Source organism: Sphingomonas sp. SP4, from assembly GCF_058313375.1.
The window spans coordinates 760,001-775,359 of record NZ_JBZFLE010000002.1 but is presented as its reverse complement, the minus strand read 5'-3'; the positions used below and the strand labels follow the sequence as shown (position 1 = coordinate 775,359).

Annotated in this window: 13 protein-coding genes (1 of these 13 cut by a window edge); 9 read left to right on the top strand and 4 right to left on the bottom strand. The window is 62.5% G+C overall.

Features of this window, described 5'->3' with window-relative positions:
* Positions 1–130 precede the first annotated feature (130 nt).
* Entirely contained in the window at positions 131–256 is a 126-nt protein-coding gene (locus AC4GYV_RS13215) for a hypothetical protein (protein ID WP_491101161.1), read from the top strand.
* A 19-nt stretch (positions 257–275) separates the two neighbouring features.
* The gene (locus AC4GYV_RS13210; protein WP_491101160.1) at positions 276–1,178 is read left to right on the top strand and encodes a DMT family transporter; all 903 of its coding nucleotides are present in this window, start codon (positions 276–278) and stop codon (positions 1,176–1,178) included.
* Here the strand turns inward: AC4GYV_RS13210 and AC4GYV_RS13205 are convergent.
* The gene (locus tag AC4GYV_RS13205) at positions 1,175–1,816 is read right to left on the bottom strand and encodes a DUF1345 domain-containing protein (protein ID WP_491101159.1); all 642 of its coding nucleotides are present in this window, start codon (positions 1,814–1,816) and stop codon (positions 1,175–1,177) included. The genes AC4GYV_RS13210 and AC4GYV_RS13205 overlap by 4 nt on opposite strands.
* Before the next feature lie 50 nt (positions 1,817–1,866).
* Here AC4GYV_RS13205 and AC4GYV_RS13200 point away from each other — a divergent pair, with 50 nt between their 5' ends.
* Positions 1,867–2,181, top strand: coding sequence for a DMT family transporter (locus AC4GYV_RS13200; protein WP_491101158.1), 315 nt, complete (start codon positions 1,867–1,869; stop codon positions 2,179–2,181).
* Between the two features lie 15 nt (positions 2,182–2,196).
* Here AC4GYV_RS13200 and AC4GYV_RS13195 read toward each other — a convergent pair whose 3' ends face one another.
* The 3 genes from AC4GYV_RS13195 to AC4GYV_RS13185 all read right to left on the bottom strand — a co-directional run bounded on the left by AC4GYV_RS13195 (position 2,197) and on the right by AC4GYV_RS13185 (position 6,109).
* The gene (locus AC4GYV_RS13195) at positions 2,197–2,487 is read right to left on the bottom strand and encodes a hypothetical protein (RefSeq protein WP_491101157.1); all 291 of its coding nucleotides are present in this window, start codon (positions 2,485–2,487) and stop codon (positions 2,197–2,199) included.
* Between the two features lie 162 nt (positions 2,488–2,649).
* Positions 2,650–4,164 carry an amidase gene (locus AC4GYV_RS13190; protein ID WP_491101156.1) on the bottom strand — a complete coding sequence of 505 codons (1,515 nt, stop codon included), beginning with the start codon at positions 4,162–4,164 and terminating at the stop codon, positions 2,650–2,652.
* 16 nt (positions 4,165–4,180) lie between these two features.
* On the bottom strand, positions 4,181–6,109 hold the full coding sequence (locus tag AC4GYV_RS13185) for a M61 family metallopeptidase (protein WP_491101154.1): 1,929 nt from the start codon (positions 6,107–6,109) through the stop codon (positions 4,181–4,183).
* Positions 6,110–6,274: 165 nt separating this feature from the next.
* Between AC4GYV_RS13185 and AC4GYV_RS13180 the strand changes: the two genes are divergently transcribed.
* From AC4GYV_RS13180 to AC4GYV_RS13155, 6 genes are all read left to right on the top strand, one after another.
* On the top strand, positions 6,275–8,866 hold the full coding sequence (locus AC4GYV_RS13180) for a TonB-dependent receptor plug domain-containing protein (protein ID WP_491101153.1): 2,592 nt from the start codon (positions 6,275–6,277) through the stop codon (positions 8,864–8,866).
* A gap of 95 nt (positions 8,867–8,961) precedes the next feature.
* Positions 8,962–11,364 (top strand): TonB-dependent receptor plug domain-containing protein, encoded by a 2,403-nt coding sequence (locus AC4GYV_RS13175; protein WP_491101152.1) that lies wholly within the window; start codon positions 8,962–8,964, stop codon positions 11,362–11,364.
* Positions 11,365–11,419: 55 nt separating this feature from the next.
* Positions 11,420–12,655 (top strand): histidine--tRNA ligase, encoded by a 1,236-nt coding sequence (gene hisS, locus AC4GYV_RS13170; RefSeq protein ID WP_491101151.1) that lies wholly within the window; start codon positions 11,420–11,422, stop codon positions 12,653–12,655.
* On the top strand, positions 12,652–13,737 hold the full coding sequence (gene prfA, locus AC4GYV_RS13165; protein ID WP_491101150.1) for a peptide chain release factor 1: 1,086 nt from the start codon (positions 12,652–12,654) through the stop codon (positions 13,735–13,737). The genes hisS and prfA overlap by 4 nt, the downstream gene beginning before the upstream one ends.
* Positions 13,734–14,561: a peptide chain release factor N(5)-glutamine methyltransferase gene (gene prmC / locus AC4GYV_RS13160; RefSeq protein ID WP_491101149.1), complete on the top strand. Its 828-nt coding sequence runs from the start codon at positions 13,734–13,736 to the stop codon at positions 14,559–14,561. Before prfA ends, prmC begins: the two co-directional genes overlap by 4 nt.
* A gap of 252 nt (positions 14,562–14,813) precedes the next feature.
* Positions 14,814–15,359, top strand: partial view of a DUF4167 domain-containing protein gene (locus tag AC4GYV_RS13155; protein ID WP_491101148.1) — the 5' portion only. It continues 81 nt past the right edge of the window; 546 of the gene's 627 nt are visible here — the first part of the coding sequence; it begins with the start codon at positions 14,814–14,816; its stop codon lies off the right edge, out of view.

Sequence of the window (15,359 nt, the reverse complement as noted above, 5' to 3'; positions counted from 1 at the left end):
AGGACGGCTTTGGATCGGCCGCGCTCACATTCGTAAGCTGCGGATCGACGAGCTGGAAGTTGGCCGCATCGTCCGCATCGAAGACCAGCAGGGTTAGCCTTCCTTAACCTCGCCGGCGCAGACTCGCGCCGTGACCAAGCTGCTACTGATTCTCGCTTTTGGTGGAGCGCTCGCAAGCGGTCTTTCCGAGCAGTCGCAGCCGCCGCTGCTGATCGACTCAGCGCCGGGGCCCGCTTCCCTCGACGCCAACAACTGATCGCAGCTAAGCGCGGCTTGTGAGCCGCGTCAGTCAACAACCGGTACATGCCTTCGTCGCTGCCCTCGGCGCGGTCGCCGTATTGTCGATCATGGATGCGGTGATGAAGCATCTGGTGCTCGTCATCGGGATCATTGCCGTCAGTGTGTGGCGGTCTTCAGCGAACCTGCTTCTCAGCGCGGTGCTTTACCTGCCGCGGCGATCGTCGTGGCCGGATAGGAAGACGCTGCGGGTTCATGTCGTCCGCGGCATTGTCATCGCCGTGATGGCCGCCTTCTTTTTCTGGGGCATTAGCCGGGTGCCACTGGCGCAGGCGATTGCACTGACCTTCATCGCACCGCTCATCGCGATGCTGCTCGCGGCGGCGTTCCTAGACGAAAAGATTGGACCCAACTCCATTGCCGGATCGCTTGCCGCATTCGTGGGGGTGATCGTTATCGTCGTCGGGCAGGCGGCCGCACACGTCGGCAACAATGTGCTGGTCGGCATCGCGTCGATCATCGCCTCGGCGCTCTGCTATGCCGTGAACATCGTCCTGATGCGCCGTCAGGCGCTCGCCGCGAAACCACTGGAGATCAACTTCTTCCAGTCGGTCATGGTGTTGCTGCTTTGGCTTTTGGCGGTGCCGTTTGCCGGACTTCCGGCGTGGCCTGGGGAGCAATGGATCTGGGTTGCGGTCGCCTGCTTGCTGTCGACATCAGGTACGTTGCTCTTCGCCTGGGCTTATGCGCGCGGACCCGCGAGCTATCTCGCGGCGACGGAATATAGCGGATTCTTGTGGGCGTCCGTGCTCGGGTGGATCGTGTTTCGCGAGAGCGTTTCGATCTACACGCTGGCTGGTGCAATGCTGATCGTCGGAGGGTGCGTGGTGGCGGCGCGTGGAAAGGTGTCCGAGCCGCCGGAGATCGACGTGGTTGCCTAGCTGCTGCCCAGCACGTTGATGGTGAAGGCCAGCACGCCGATGTTGAAAGCGAAAGCGGCCAGACAATGGACTGTCACCGTCTTGCGCATGTGGGTCTCGGTTATCACCACGTCCGACGTCGCAAAGGCCATCCCGCAGGTGAAGGAGAAATAGACGAAGTCCCAATAGACGGGATGGGTCGTGCGCGGAAACTCGAGGCCCATGCAGCCTAGGTCAGGCTTCAAGTACGCAAGATGCGCATAGTGCAGCGCGTAGACGATATTGCTGAACAGCCAGGCCAGCACGAGCGTGCCGATGATCAGTGCTTTAGTGAAGGGCTGCGGATTGTGGCCGATCGCTTCCGCGCCGATCGCAGTCAGCAACACAGCCATAACAATGCCTGTGACCACCAACAGGCCGATACGGTTGGCATCGTTCTGCGCAGCATGATCCCGGATAATGCGGGCCTCACGCGTCCCGAGCAGAGGGATGCACGAAATCAGGAACAGCAGCGATGCAATGTCGAACGCGGCCATCGCTCCCAGCGCCCAGCGGTGGAATGCATCGGATAGGATGGGGAAAGCGACGATCATGATCGCCATGAACGCGAGGAAGCGTGGGGGTGCGAAGATGTTGCCGATGGTCCGGGGCTTCGTCATGAGCGGGTTTGTTATCGCACCTTTGCAGCGCGTCCAGTGAAAGGATTTTCATGCCCTGGGTCTGGCTGATCGTCGGCGGATTGTTTGAAGTCGGATTCACGACCTCGCTCAGATTCGTCGAGGGCTTTCGCAACGTTCCCTGGACGCTCGCCTTCCTCGCTTCGGTCACGGTGAGCATGGGGCTGCTCGAAGTCGCATCTCGCTCGATCCCGATGGGGACAGCTTATGCCGTTTGGGGCGGGATCGGCGCGGTCGGCACAGTGGTCGTCGGCATCCTGTGGTTCCACGAACCAGCGAGCACGATGCGGATATTGCTCATCCTCGCGATCGTCGCTGCGATCGGCGCACTGAGGCTAACGGCTTAAGACTAGAGCTTGAGCCTACTTGTTCACGACAGAATGGGTCGTCGGATCATAACCTGGCGGCGGACCGGCGTGATATTGCCCCTTGTACGTGTAGCCAGTCACGTAGCCGGTATTGTTGGGGTCTGACCAAACTGCGCCGGCAAGCCCGGCGATCGGCGCATCTACCGCGACGCCTTCCAAGACCGCAGTATTAGCGGTTGGTTCAACGGCCGCGGCAGGGACCGGCGGATGGGCGGGCTCAGGTCGACGGGTGCCGCAAGCGGAGAGCGCTAACGCACTGCCAATCACCATGACAAAAAGCCGCATTTGCATCGCTCATCTCCAATCGAAGCCGCGTGCATGTCCTTCGCTATTCGGCGCTCAGCCCGTAATCTGGCACCGCTTCAGCGCCTCACTAAGTACCACGTCGAGGTCTTCGGCCCAATTGTCGGCCTCAGCATTTAGCTTCGAGTGTGAGATGCGGTACGGTCAGTGTTGCGGCTTGAATAGCGGAGCGACCTGCGGACTTTCTTCGATCGATCGATAGAATTTCGGCGCCGGAAAGGGCCCCCGTGCCTGCTCGAACGCGAAGCCGAGGTTGAGAAGTAGCTGCTCCGACCACTTCGGACCCATGAAGCTCAGGCCTACCGGCATTCCCTTGATGAGCGCCATGGGCACCGTGAGATGCGGATACCCTGCCACCGCCGCCAGATTCCCCGCTCCGCCTTCGGTGTAGAGATCCCTGTTCACCGCATCGATGTGCCAGGCTGGGCCGGCGGTCGGGCCGACCAAGGCACTAACGTTGTGCTGCTTCAGCAAGCGATCGATGCCGTTGGGGCCAGCCGCGGTGAGGCTCGTCAGGCGTGCCTTCTTGTAGGCTGGGTCGTTCAACCCTTTGGTCTTCTGAGAGTCTTCGAAATAGTCCTGGCCGAACAGCGGCATCTCCTGGCGCTCATGCGCCTTGTTGAAGGCGATCAGGTCGGCGAGGCTACGCACACCGATGGGTGCGGGGCTGCTCTGGAGATATTTGGCCATGTCGGCCTTGAGCTCAGTCTGGAGGACGATGTTCTCATTCTTGCCGATCGCGCTTTGGTCGAACTTCTTGATGTCCACCAGGATCGCCCCTTGCGCCCGGAGGATGGCGAGTGCCGTCTCGAACGCCGGATCCAGGATTGGGCTCGAGGAGAAGCGCATGACGCCGATGCGCTTCCCCTTGAGCGCGTTCACGTTGAGGCCGGCGGCATAGTCACGCTTGTGGGCGTCCGCTTCGCGCGTCGCCGGGTCCGCTGGATCGCTGCCGGCGATGACAGTCAGCAATTGCGCCGCTTCGCGCACGCTGGCCGTCATCGGACCCGCCGTATCTTGGCTGTGGCTGATCGGGACGATGTGCGTGCGGCTGACGAGACCAACGGTGGGCTTGAGCCCGACGATGCCGTTGATTGACGCTGGGCACGTCACCGAGCCGTCGGTTTCGGTGCCGATAGCGAGGCGAACGAGACCGGCTGCTACGGCCGCGCCGCTCCCGCTCGAGCTGCCGCAGGCGTTGCGGTCGAGGGCGTAGGGATTGCGGACCTGTCCGCCGACCGCGCTCCAGCCTGAGATTGAATGGGCGGAGCGAATGTTCGCCCACTCGCTCAAATTGGTCTTGCCGAGGATCACGAGTCCGCCAGCGCGCAGGCGCATGACCAGCGGCGCGTCTCGGTTGGTCACATTGTTCGCGAGCGCGAGGCTGCCCGCCGTGGTTGGCAGCGGACCGGCGGTCTCGATATTGTCCTTGATGAGGATCGGCTGACCGGCGAGCGGACCTCGAGGCCCAGAAGCGTCGACGTGACGCGCCTGATCCATTGCCGTCGGATCAAGCGCAATGACAGAGCCGAGTTGGGGGTCGATGCGCTTCACCCGTGCAATCGCCTGAGCAGTAGCGGCTTCGGCGACGCGCGGTTGCTGAGCAAGCGCTACTTGAGGCGTTGCTGCCAACGCGGCGACGATCAGCAACTTGCGCATCGATGTCCCCCTCTTGTCAGCGCGGCGCGAGCAGCGCGTCGAGCGTCCCCTGGCCCTTTCCGACCTTCTCGAGCTTGGGATAGCGCAGACCGCCGTGCCAATCGAGCGTCACGGTCCGATAGAGATCGCCGCTCTTGACCAGCAATTGCGGAGCCGGGCCCTGGCCGGCAGCGCCCTTGATTGCAGCCTTCAACGCGTCCCCGTCGAACGCACGATTGTTGATGGCCAGGATCTCATCGCCGATGGTGATGCCGGCGTTGAACGCAGGGCTGTCCCACAGCACGCTCTGGATCTTGCCGTCGTTGCCGACTGCGAAACCGCCAGAGTAGGTGAAGTCGTTGCCCTTGCGGAGCTTCTCTATCCCCTTCCACCACTTGGTCGGCTCGGCCGTGTAGACGAGCTGGTAGCCGCCCTGGGTGATACCTTCGAGCGGCGCCTGCGGCGCAACGCCGTTGACCTTCTGATTGAGGTAAGAGCGCCAATCGTACGGCTGGACGCGGTTGAGGGTCTCGACGATGTCGTCGAAGGTGTAGGTCACCTCGCCCCAGTCGCGGTCGCGAATGCCGAAGAAGGCCTTCGCGAAATCGTCGATCGAGCGCTTGCCGCCGGACTGCTGGCGAATGATGCGGTCGACATCCATCCAGATCAGCTGGCCTTCGGAGTAATAATCCTCCGAACGCTGCCAGCTGCGCCACGGAATGGGCTGACGGCCGGCGATGATCGGGTCGTTGGTCGTATCGATCAGCGGGCGCCACTGGCGGCCCGGCGTGCCCAGTCCGTACGAAGCAGCGGTCGCCGCGATGGCGTCGAGCGTGTCTTGCTTCGACAGCATCCCGGAGCGTGCGCCCAGCACATAGCCCCAGAATTGCGTCTGGCCTTCGTAGACCCAAAGCAGGCTGTTCTGCATCGGCATGCGGTAATCAGCGGTCCAAAGGTCGGCCCCGCGGCGGAACTTGCCGTCCCAGCTGTGGCTATACTCGTGCGGAAGCAGGTTGCGGGCGTTGAGCTGGTTGTCCCAGTCCGTGAAATAGCCGCGGCGTACGCCGTCTTCTGAGCTGCGGTGATGCTCGAGCCCGATACCGCCGAGGTTGTTCGAGATGGTCAGCAGGAAGTCGTAGTGATCGTAGTGCTGAGCTCCGAAGGCCTTCACGGCCTGCTCGACCAGACGGCGGTGCGCAGCAATTTGCTCCGGCGTTGCGGCGAGTTCGGCCTCATTGTCCGCCATCACCTCGATAGCGACGTCCGGCGTCAGCTCGATGCGGCGGTGGTGAGCGCCAGCGATCATCGGACTGTCAAGCAGGATCTCATAGTTTGTTACGGGGAAGCTGATCCGGTTGCCGGCCTGGCCGCTCGGACGAAGCGCCGTTGCCAGGCTCCATCCCTGCGGAACAACGACCGTAGTCTGGACCGGGATCTGACGAACGTAATAGCCTGCCGGGTACAGCGACGTGACGATGGGTTCGATGCTCGCCATATCGGGCGTCATCATGATGCGGCCCTGGTCGCCGGTCGTCGGCGAGACGTACTGGAAATCGACGTCGACCGATGTGACGCCCTGCGGCACGTCGACGTGGAAAGCATAGACGTCGAGCGTGTCACGAACCCACTTCAACTCCTTGCCGCCTGAGGTGAAGCGGAAGCCGGTGGCGTTCTTAAGGTCGTTGCGTGGGCTATGACCTCCGGGGACCCATTTTGGGTAGAGCAGAACGAGGTCGCCAGGCTGAGTGACCGGGATGGTCTGGTGCACGCGGAAGATGGCGCGCGTTACGTCGCTGGCGTCGATCGTGAGCTGCATGGTGCCGGGAAACGGAACGTCGCGAGCAGCCGGAATCCTGTCCGTCTTATCGGTGGGAACGGGCTTGCTGTTCTGCGGAGGAACGAGCTGCGCTACGGCGGAAGTGGCGACGGAAGACATCAGAAGGAAAGCAAGCGCGGCTCGGCGCATTCGATAACTCCTTGAACAGCGACCTGTGGTGAACCGCGTTGGGTGTAACGCGAATATCATCGCGCGCAACGCGCCGATTCCCGTTAGAAGACGCCAGTCGGCACTTTGTCGAAGTTCATTGCGTTGTCAGCAGGGGTTAAGTTTCCGGCACTAGCGGGGGAAGGCATGTCAGTTCGTACCACGCTGCTGCTGGGAGCAGCTTTTTTCATGCCCATCGCGGGCGCCGAAGCACAGCAGACGAGCGGGTCCGATCAGACTCCGGCGACGAATGCTCCTATGACCTCAGCCGAGCAGCAATCGAGCACGTCATCCCAGCACCCCCCCGCGTCTGAGCAGCCCTCCACCACTGCCCCCGCAACTGCGGGTGCTCCAGCGCAAGCCGATGAATCTGGCGAGGAAGAAGAGATCGTCGTGGTCGGCCAGAAGCCGCGCGGCTCAGTAGTCGGGGACATTCCGCCGGAAAATACACTCGACGCGCGGGACGTTCGGGCGACCGGCGCGACAAACATCAACGAGCTGCTCGACGCGATTGCGCCACAAGTTGGGAGCGCGCAAGGCCGCGGCGGGGAGCGCCCAGTGCTGCTGCTCAACGGCCAGCGGATTTCCAGCTTCCGCGAGATGCGGGACATCCCAACCGAGGCGATCCAGCGCGTCGAGATCCTGCCCGAAGAGGTGGCCCTCAAATATGGCTACAGGGCCGATCAGAAGGTCGTGAACATCGTGCTTCGTGAGCGCTTTCGTTCGACCGTGGCGCAAGCTGCCGCTGGTGTTGCGACGGAGGGTAATTACGCCAATGGCAATGCGGACGTCACGCGTCTGATGATCGGCAAGAATGGACGGACGCAGTTCAACCTGCACGCCGAGGGCAACAATATGCTCACGGAAAACGAGCGGGACATTGAGCCCTTTCCCAACGATCCTCCGGGTGATCTCGCCGCCCGATCATTGGTTGGAAAAAGGGCTGACGTTCGTGGGTCGGCTATCTTCAATCGCCAGGTCCTGGGCGACGTTTCGGCGACTCTGAACACCGAGCTCGAGCATGTCTCCGGTAAGTCGCTGATCGGGCTTAACCCCGAGACGCTCGATTTACGTACGCGCAATACCGACAGCGACGCGGCCCACGCCGGCCTCACCCTCAATTGGGACAAGGCCAAGTGGCACTGGAACGTGACCAGCAACGCCGATTGGGAACGCGACATCACGAACACCGATCGTGGCGGCGTCGAGTTTCCATTAGAACGAGCGCGCGAGATTACGACCTCGGGTGACATCACGGCTACCGCGAACGGGACGCTGTTCCACCTTCCAGCTGGCAATGCGGGTACGACGGTTCGCGTCGGAGGGAGCACCGTCAATCTCGATACGCACCGCGGTGCGAGCGGCATCACCACGAACAATTCGCTGAGCCGGACGGCGGGCAATGCAGCCATCAACCTGGATCTTCCTGTCTCCCGTCGGGGGCGCGACTTCAGCGCGCTCGGGAATCTCACCTTCAGCGCGAATGCCGAGGTAAACCAGCTTTCGGACTTCGGTACACTGACCAAGATCGGCGGCGGCGCGAACTGGTCGCCGGTGAACCAGCTGAATTTCGTGACCAGCTGGAACCTCGAGGAAGGCGCGCCGACCATGAACCAGCTCGGCGACCCGTTGCTCCTCACCCCGGACGTGCGCATCTTCGATTTTACGACGGGTGACACGGTGCAGGTCACGACGCTCACAGGCGGCAACCCGAACCTGTCGGCAGATCGCCGGACGGTCTTCAAGCTAGGGGGCTATTGGAAGCCGAGCGAGAAGATGGATCTCACATTCAGGGCCGACTACGTCCATCAAAAGATCGACCGGCCCATCTCGGGCATTACCGTGACACCGCAGATCGAGGCGGCCTTCCCGGACCGGTTCGTTCGTTGTCCCGCGGGTTCGACCGAATGTACGCCGGGCCAGCTGCTGAGTGTCGACCTGACGCCGGTGAATTTCGACAATTCGCGGCTCGATACGCTGCGGATTGGGTTCGATTTCTCCCAGCCGCTTAAGTCCCGGCGCCCGTCCCAGGCCGTAATTGACCAGTTCCGGAAGCAATTTGGCCTGCCTCCGAGAAACGCACAGGGCGGTGCTCCCGGTGCAGGCGGTCCGCCGCCTGGAGAGGGCGGTCGTGGAGGTTTTGGCGGCGGACGGGGTGGCGGCGGCTTCTTCGGAGGCGGCGGCCAAAACCGCGGACGCCTGACCCTCTCGGTCAGCGACACGATCACATTCGTGAACAAGGTTACGATCGCGCCGGGCCTCGAACTGGATTACCGCCATGGCGATGCCGCGGGGCAGACCGGGGGCACACCGCTTCACAACGTCCAGGCTCAGGCTGGCTATTTCAATAATGGACTCGGTGCCCGCATCGGCGCCAACTGGCGCAGCGGGACGAACGTGGACACGCTCACTGGAGACAATCTGCGCTTCTCGCCGCTCGCCACCTTCGACCTGCGGCTGTTCGCAAATCCGGGTGACATTCCAGAGGTTGCGGTAAAGCATCCGTGGTTGCGCGGAACGCAAGTGCGGCTCGAGTTCAACAATGTTTTCAATTCCCGGCCAAACGTCCGCGACGCAGACGGCGGAGTGCCGTTGAACTACCAGCCTGCCCTGCTCGATCCGATCGGGCGCACGATCATGATCAGCTTCCGCAAGCTGTTCCTGCCGCCGCCCAGCTTCTTCCGCCAGCAACGGCAGCAGGAGCAGCAGCCGGGCGGGAACAGGCCGGTAGGCGAGTAGTGATCGATTGCCGGGCTCTCAGGCCGGCTGATCTGTCCAGAAGTTCATGTGGCGGCCAGTGATTATTCAGCCGCACGAGCGCACTGGCGCCAGGCATGCGACGCCTCATAAGTCTGCCGCTCCTAGTCGGCGTGAGCTTCACGGCGTTGACGGGAGCCGCGAGCGCGCAGCCTGCGCAAGGCACGAGTTCGCCCACTGCGCAAAGTCCTGCGCCAAGCGGAACTGACGACGAAGACATTGTCGTAGTCGGCAAGCCACCCCGTGGCTCCGCGATTGGCGATATCCCTCCTGTCAGCGTCCTCCATTCTCGTGATGTGAAAGCGACAGGCGCGACCAGCTTCGATGAGCTGCTGGAAGCGATTGCGCCGCAGATCGGAGCTGCTCGGCAGTCGGGTAGCGCGCGTCCCCTGGTTCTGTTGAACGGCAGGCGAGTGTCAAGCTATCGCGAGCTGCGTGACATTCCCATCGAGGCGGTTTCGCGGGTGGACATCCTGCCGGAGGAAGTTGCGCTCAAATACGGCTATTCGCCAGACCAGAAGGTCGTGAACGTTGTCCTTCAGAACAGGTTTGCGGAAACCGTAGGACAAGTGGCCGGAAACACCGCCGCGCAACACGGTTTTGGCGGTGGCAGCGGCGATGCCACCCGGATCATCTTGAGTCCAAAGCAGCGGACCACGCTTAACCTCCATGCGGGCACCGACGACATTCTGCGCGGCTCGCAGCGCAGTCTCGTTCAGCAGCAATATGAATCGAACGGAACGGGTGCCACGGGGCTGCTCATTCCGCCCGAAGTCAGCGTTCACGGCACTGCCACGGTCAGCCGCTCTCTGCCGGGCGACATCGAAGCGACCGTCAACGCAGAATTGCAGCGGAGCTCCGGCCACTTGCTCAGTGGGCTTTCCGAGCAGTTGCCCGCGGAGCTGCATCGTTCGTCGACGGACGACCGGGCGCACCTCGGTGCAACGCTAAGCGGCGACCAATCGAACTGGCACTGGAACATCGCCGCCAATGCTGATGTCGACCACAATCACACGACGACCAGCGACCAGGGGCAGTTTTTTGCGCCTGGAAGCGCTAAATCGACCGAGACTTCAGCCAACCTCGACGCAACTGTGAACGGGTCTCCGTTCAGTCTGCCGGCGGGGAAAGCGGACCTGACGCTCCGCGTAGCCGGCTCGACCGACAATCTCGACATCGATCAAATGCATTTTCCGACGCCACCTGAAGGGTCGACCAACCGAAATACTGCCACGGGCGCCGTCAGCTTCGACCTTCCGATCGCGCATCGAGGGAAAGCCCTGGGCGCGCTTGGCAACCTGACGATCAATGGCAATGCGCAGGTCGACCAGTTGTCAGACTTCGGCACCCTGACCCGGGTCGGCGCGGGTGCTAACTGGTCCCCGATCGAGCGAATGAATCTCATCGCAAGCTGGAGCCGCGAGGAGGACGCCCCGAGCGTTCCGCAACTCGGGGATCCGTTTCTGCAGACGCCTGGCACACGCATCTTCGATTTCACGAAGGGAGTTGTCCCTCGGGTTACGGTTGTGACGGGCGGCAATCCCGAATTGCAGACTGATCGACGCAGGACGCTGAATCTTAGTGCGAATTGGCAACCACTCGACCAGGTCAATTTTCGGCTTCGCGCAGATTATGCGCATGTGATTGTGGACAATCCCATCGCAGACATAACGGTCTCGCCTGAGCTCGAGGCTGTGTTCCCCCAGCGCTTCGTGCGCGACGCTTCGGGCAATTTGCTTAGCGTCGACCTCCGCCCGGTGATGTTCGACAGCGCGCGTCGCGACACGCTGCAGGTCGGGTTCGACTTCACCAAGCCGCTGAAGTCGAAGAAGGCGACAAACGCGCAGGTGCAAAAATTGCTCGACAGCGCCCGGAGCGCCGGAATCGCGGTTCCACAAGGTTCGAGCGGCTCCGCGAATGCCACCCCTGGTTCGATCGGCGGCGCGGCCAATGGTAGGCTGACCTTCTCACTGACGGACACGATTACGCTCGTCGACCGTGCAGTGGTTCGGTTGGACCTGCCTGCACTCGATTATCTTCATGGTGCCGCAATAGGGCAGACGGGCGGCCAGCCACATCATCAGGTTCAAGCCCAGGCTGGGTGGGCCAACAACGGGTTCGGCGCGCGGATGGGTCTTATCTGGCGGAGCGCAACAGACGTGGACACGCTCACATCCGGCCCGATGCACTTTTCTTCCTATGCGACCTTCGACCTGCGGCTTTTCGCCAATGTCGGACAGTATTTGCCGATCGTTTCGCGCTATCCTTGGTTGCGCGGTGCATCGTTCAGGTTTGAGGTCGGCAACGTCTTCAATGCCCGCCCCGATGTTCGCAACAACTCGGGTGGGGTGCCGCTCGGGTACGAGCCGAGCATGCTTGATCCGCTCGGACGGACCATCATGATCAGCTTCCGCAAGCAGTTTCTTCCCAAGAGCTATTACGAGCAGCAACTTCAGAAGTTCGAGAAGCAGCTGCCGTAGGTGGCAACTCACAAGACTTTCCGCTTCTCGCAGAAATGTGCTTAAGCGCGCGCCAATGACGTCCGTTCAGCCCGTGAGGGGCACGCAAAGCCTGCTTGGAGAAGAAGCCGACCGCCTGGCCACGGTGGTCGAAACGTTCGATCGCGTCCGGCGGCTGTACGGCTTCCGTCGGGTCGAAGTGCCGACGATCGAACACACTGCGGTGTTCGCCCGGACGATTGGCGAGACCACAGATGTCGTCTCGAAGGAGATGTACAGCTTCGAAGATCGCGGCGGGGAGTCGATCACGCTTCGGCCTGAGTTCACGGCCGGGATTTGCCGCGCCTACATCAGCGAGGGCTGGCAGCAGTTCGCGCCGCTGAAGGTCGCGACGGCTGGTTCTGCCTTCCGCTATGAGCGGCCGCAGAAGGGTCGCTTCCGCGAATTCCACCAGCTTGATGCCGAGATCATCGGCGCGGGAGAGCCGCAGGCCGATGTCGAACTCCTTTCGCTCGCCGACCAATTGCTGAAAGAACTGGGCATCGACGGTGCCATCCTTCAACTCAACACGCTCGGCGATCCAGAGACGCGCGCAGCTTGGCGCGATGCGCTTTACGAGCACTTCCGCGGCCATGCTGCGGCTTTGAGTGAGGACAGTCAGACACGGCTTGAGCGCAACCCACTGCGCATCCTCGACAGCAAGGCGCATCAAGATTGGCCGATTGTCGACAGCGCGCCGACCATCGACGAATTCCTGACGAGCGAGGCGTCCGACTTCTTCGCCGAAGTCACTGAAGGGCTCAGCGCGGCCGGCGTTCAGTGGGAGCGCGCGCCGCGTCTTGTGCGTGGTCTGGATTACTACCGGCATACGGCATTCGAGTTCGTGACGGATCGGCTCGGCTCGCAGGGAACGGTACTAGCGGGCGGGCGCTATGATGGGTTGATCGAAGCCCTCGGTGGTCCGCACACGCCGGCGGTTGGCTGGGCAGCGGGTATTGAGCGACTGGCGATGATGATCGGCGCACCAGAGGTCGAAAAGCCTTCAGTCGCCGTCATCCCGCTTGGCGAACGGGCCGAAGCGGAAGCCCAGAAGATCGTCGCTGGACTGCGTCGCGAGGGCATCGCTACCGAGATGGCTTATCGCGGCAACATGAAGAAGAGGCTCAGCCGCGCGAATTCCGCCGGGGCAGCCTATGCTTTGATTATCGGAGACGATGAGCTGGCCCGTGGCGAAGCGCAGCTCAAGGACCTGGCGACCGGTGAGCAGAGGTCCGTGTCTCTAGATCTGATTTCGGAAGCTATCACCAAGTGACCCAGATTTCGTCGGATCGCATCGCGTCCATCGAGGCGCGGAAGCAGGAACTCGCGAACCAGATGTCGGCGCCGAACCTGGCGCCGGACGAGTTCGTGCGCCTCTCCAAGGACTATGCTGCGATTGAACCCGTAGCGGCGGCGGCGCGCGAAGTGCGGCGGCTTCGGGCGGAGCTCGAGGTGCTGACTGGGATGCTTCATGACGCGTCAGCCGAGCCCGAGCTTCGCGAGATGGCGGCAACCGAAGCGGAAGAGATCAAGCACAAGCTACCGCAGGCTGAGCGGGAACTCGCGATCAAGCTGCTTCCGCGCGATGCGGCTGACGATCGCGCGGCAATGCTGGAGGTTCGTGCCGGTACGGGCGGCGACGAAGCCGCGCTTTTCGCGGGCGACCTGCTCCGGATGTACCAGCGCTTCGCCGAGGTTCAGGGCTGGCGGTTCGAGCTGATCTCCGCCTCCGCGTCGGAGCTTGGCGGATATAAGGAAGCGATCGCTTCGATCAGCGGCGCAGGCGTGTTCGCCAAACTCAAGTTTGAAAGCGGGGTACACCGGGTACAACGCGTTCCCGCAACGGAAAGCGGAGGTCGGATTCACACGTCGGCGGCTACGGTCGCGGTGCTGCCGGAGGCAGAGGACGTCGATGTCCAGATCGACGACAAGGACCTACGGATCGACGTTTATCGCTCCTCCGGTCCGGGTGGTCAGTCAGTCAACACCACCGACAGTGCGGTGCGTATCACCCACCTTCCGACCGGGCTCGTCGTCATTCAGCAGGACGAGAAATCACAGCATAAGAACAAGGCCAAGGCGTTGAAGGTCCTTCGTACACGCTTGTTCGAGATGGAGCGCGAGCGTCTCGCCAACGAACGGGCCGGCGCTCGGAAGTCGATGGTCGGGTCGGGCGATCGTTCTGAACGGATCCGGACCTACAATTTCCCGCAGGGCCGGGTGACGGACCACAGGATAAACCTGACTTTGCACAAGCTCGATGAAGTGCTTGAGGGCGGCGGGCTCGGACAGATTGTCGAAGCCCTGATCGCCGAGGACGAAGCGGAGCGTCTGGCGGGTCTGGAGGAGGCGTGAAGCCCGTAAATCGCGCGCTGTCTGACGCAACGCGCCAATTACAGGAAAGCAGCGACACGGCGCGGCTGGATGCCGAGCTGTTGATGGCCGAAGCCTTGCATATCGACCGCGACAAGCTGCTGCTCTCGCCGCCGGACCGTAAGGTGCCGGAGCGGTTCTGGGACATGCTCGAGCGCCGGAAAGCGGGGGAGCCCGTCGCTTACATCACAGGTCGGCGAGCCTTCTGGAATATAGAACTTCACGTGGGGCCGGGCGTGCTGGTGCCTCGGCCTGATTCGGAGGTTCTGATTGCCTCCGCCATCGAGCATTTCGATCGGACTGATGGTCCCAAGCGGATTCTGGATCTTGGCACCGGACCCGGAACCCTGCTGCTCGCGGCTTTGGATGTTTGGCCTCATGCCACGGGGCTCGGCGTCGACGTTTCGCGTCGCGTGATGTCCTATGCCGCTGCCAACGCGCGCCGGCTTGAATTCGAGGCCCGGGCCAAGTGGAAGGAGGGGGACTGGGCCGAAGGGATCCTGGAGACGTTCGACCTGATCCTGTGCAATCCGCCTTATGTGCCGGATGGCGCCGAACTCGGCGCGGGAGTGCGCGAGTTCGAGCCGGACGAAGCCCTGTTCGCCGGCAAGGAAGGGTTGGACGCATACCGTGCGCTCGCGCCCCAACTGCCTCGTTTGCTGAACGACGGCGGGCTGGCGGCAGTTGAAATTGGTCATGATCAAGCAGGGGCGGTTACCGCTCTTCTGGCCCGCGATGGCTTGCAGGCGACGGTCGCTCAGGACCTCGCTGGCAGAGACCGAGCCCTTTTGTTAACCTGGATTTGAGAGAAAATCGCTTGGCATCCGGTGTCGGGCACACTACATCGGTGTCAGGGCCGGGCCCGCTCCACCACGAAAGCTGAAGAGCGCATCCCGTCCCAACCCCCGACGCAATCGGCCGTTCAAATCGCGCTTCTGGAACGAAGCGAAGACCGGAACGAAAGGGTCAGGAGCGGCGCTCGGCGATCGGGCCGCGCGCGGCCCTGCCTGGCTAGGGCGCCAAAGGGGCTAGCGACTACTGCGTAAGGACGTAGGCATTTGATCAACAATCGACAGGGCGGCCGCAGGCGCGGTCGCGGGGGCCAGCGGGGACCAAATCTCGGCGGACAGCCGGGGAACCGCCAGGATAATCGCCAGCGGGGCAATGCCGCGCAGCTGCTCGAGAAGTACAAGAGCATGGCGCGTGACGCGCAGCTTGCGGGCGATCGTGTCCAGACCGAATATTATCTTCAATTCGCGGATCACTATTTCCGCGTGCTGAGCGAGAGCCGCGCCCGGTTCGAAGACCAGCGTCGCCAACGTGGCGACGATATGGATGACGACGGGGGCGACGAGGAATTCGAAACGGCCGAGGCGGAAGCTTCGGACGAGCGTCCGGAGCGGCAAGAACGCCAGGATCGGCCGGAGCGGGGACCGCGGCCCAATCGCCGCGATCGCGAGCCACGCCGCTTCAATCGTGATGAGCGCGCCGCCGCCAACGAGGGCGACGAGCGGGACGACAACGAGATGAATGGTGCCAACGGAAGCCTGCCGCTCGATGCCCTTCCGCCGGCGATCGGTGCTGACGAAGGTGGAGCGGAAGAA

Excerpts from the sequence above, each read along its gene's own strand:
- AC4GYV_RS13205 (WP_491101159.1), bottom strand. The coding sequence starts at position 1,816 with ATGACGAAGCCCCGGACCATCGGCAACATCTTCGCACCCCCACGCTTC.
- AC4GYV_RS13200 (WP_491101158.1), top strand. The coding sequence starts at position 1,867 with ATGCCCTGGGTCTGGCTGATCGTCGGCGGATTGTTTGAAGTCGGATTC.
- AC4GYV_RS13195 (WP_491101157.1), bottom strand. The coding sequence starts at position 2,487 with ATGCGGCTTTTTGTCATGGTGATTGGCAGTGCGTTAGCGCTCTCCGCT.
- AC4GYV_RS13190 (WP_491101156.1), bottom strand. The coding sequence starts at position 4,164 with ATGCGCAAGTTGCTGATCGTCGCCGCGTTGGCAGCAACGCCTCAAGTA.
- AC4GYV_RS13185 (WP_491101154.1), bottom strand. The coding sequence starts at position 6,109 with ATGCGCCGAGCCGCGCTTGCTTTCCTTCTGATGTCTTCCGTCGCCACT.
- AC4GYV_RS13180 (WP_491101153.1), top strand. The coding sequence starts at position 6,275 with ATGTCAGTTCGTACCACGCTGCTGCTGGGAGCAGCTTTTTTCATGCCC.
- AC4GYV_RS13175 (WP_491101152.1), top strand. The coding sequence starts at position 8,962 with ATGCGACGCCTCATAAGTCTGCCGCTCCTAGTCGGCGTGAGCTTCACG.
- hisS (WP_491101151.1), top strand. The coding sequence starts at position 11,420 with ATGACGTCCGTTCAGCCCGTGAGGGGCACGCAAAGCCTGCTTGGAGAA.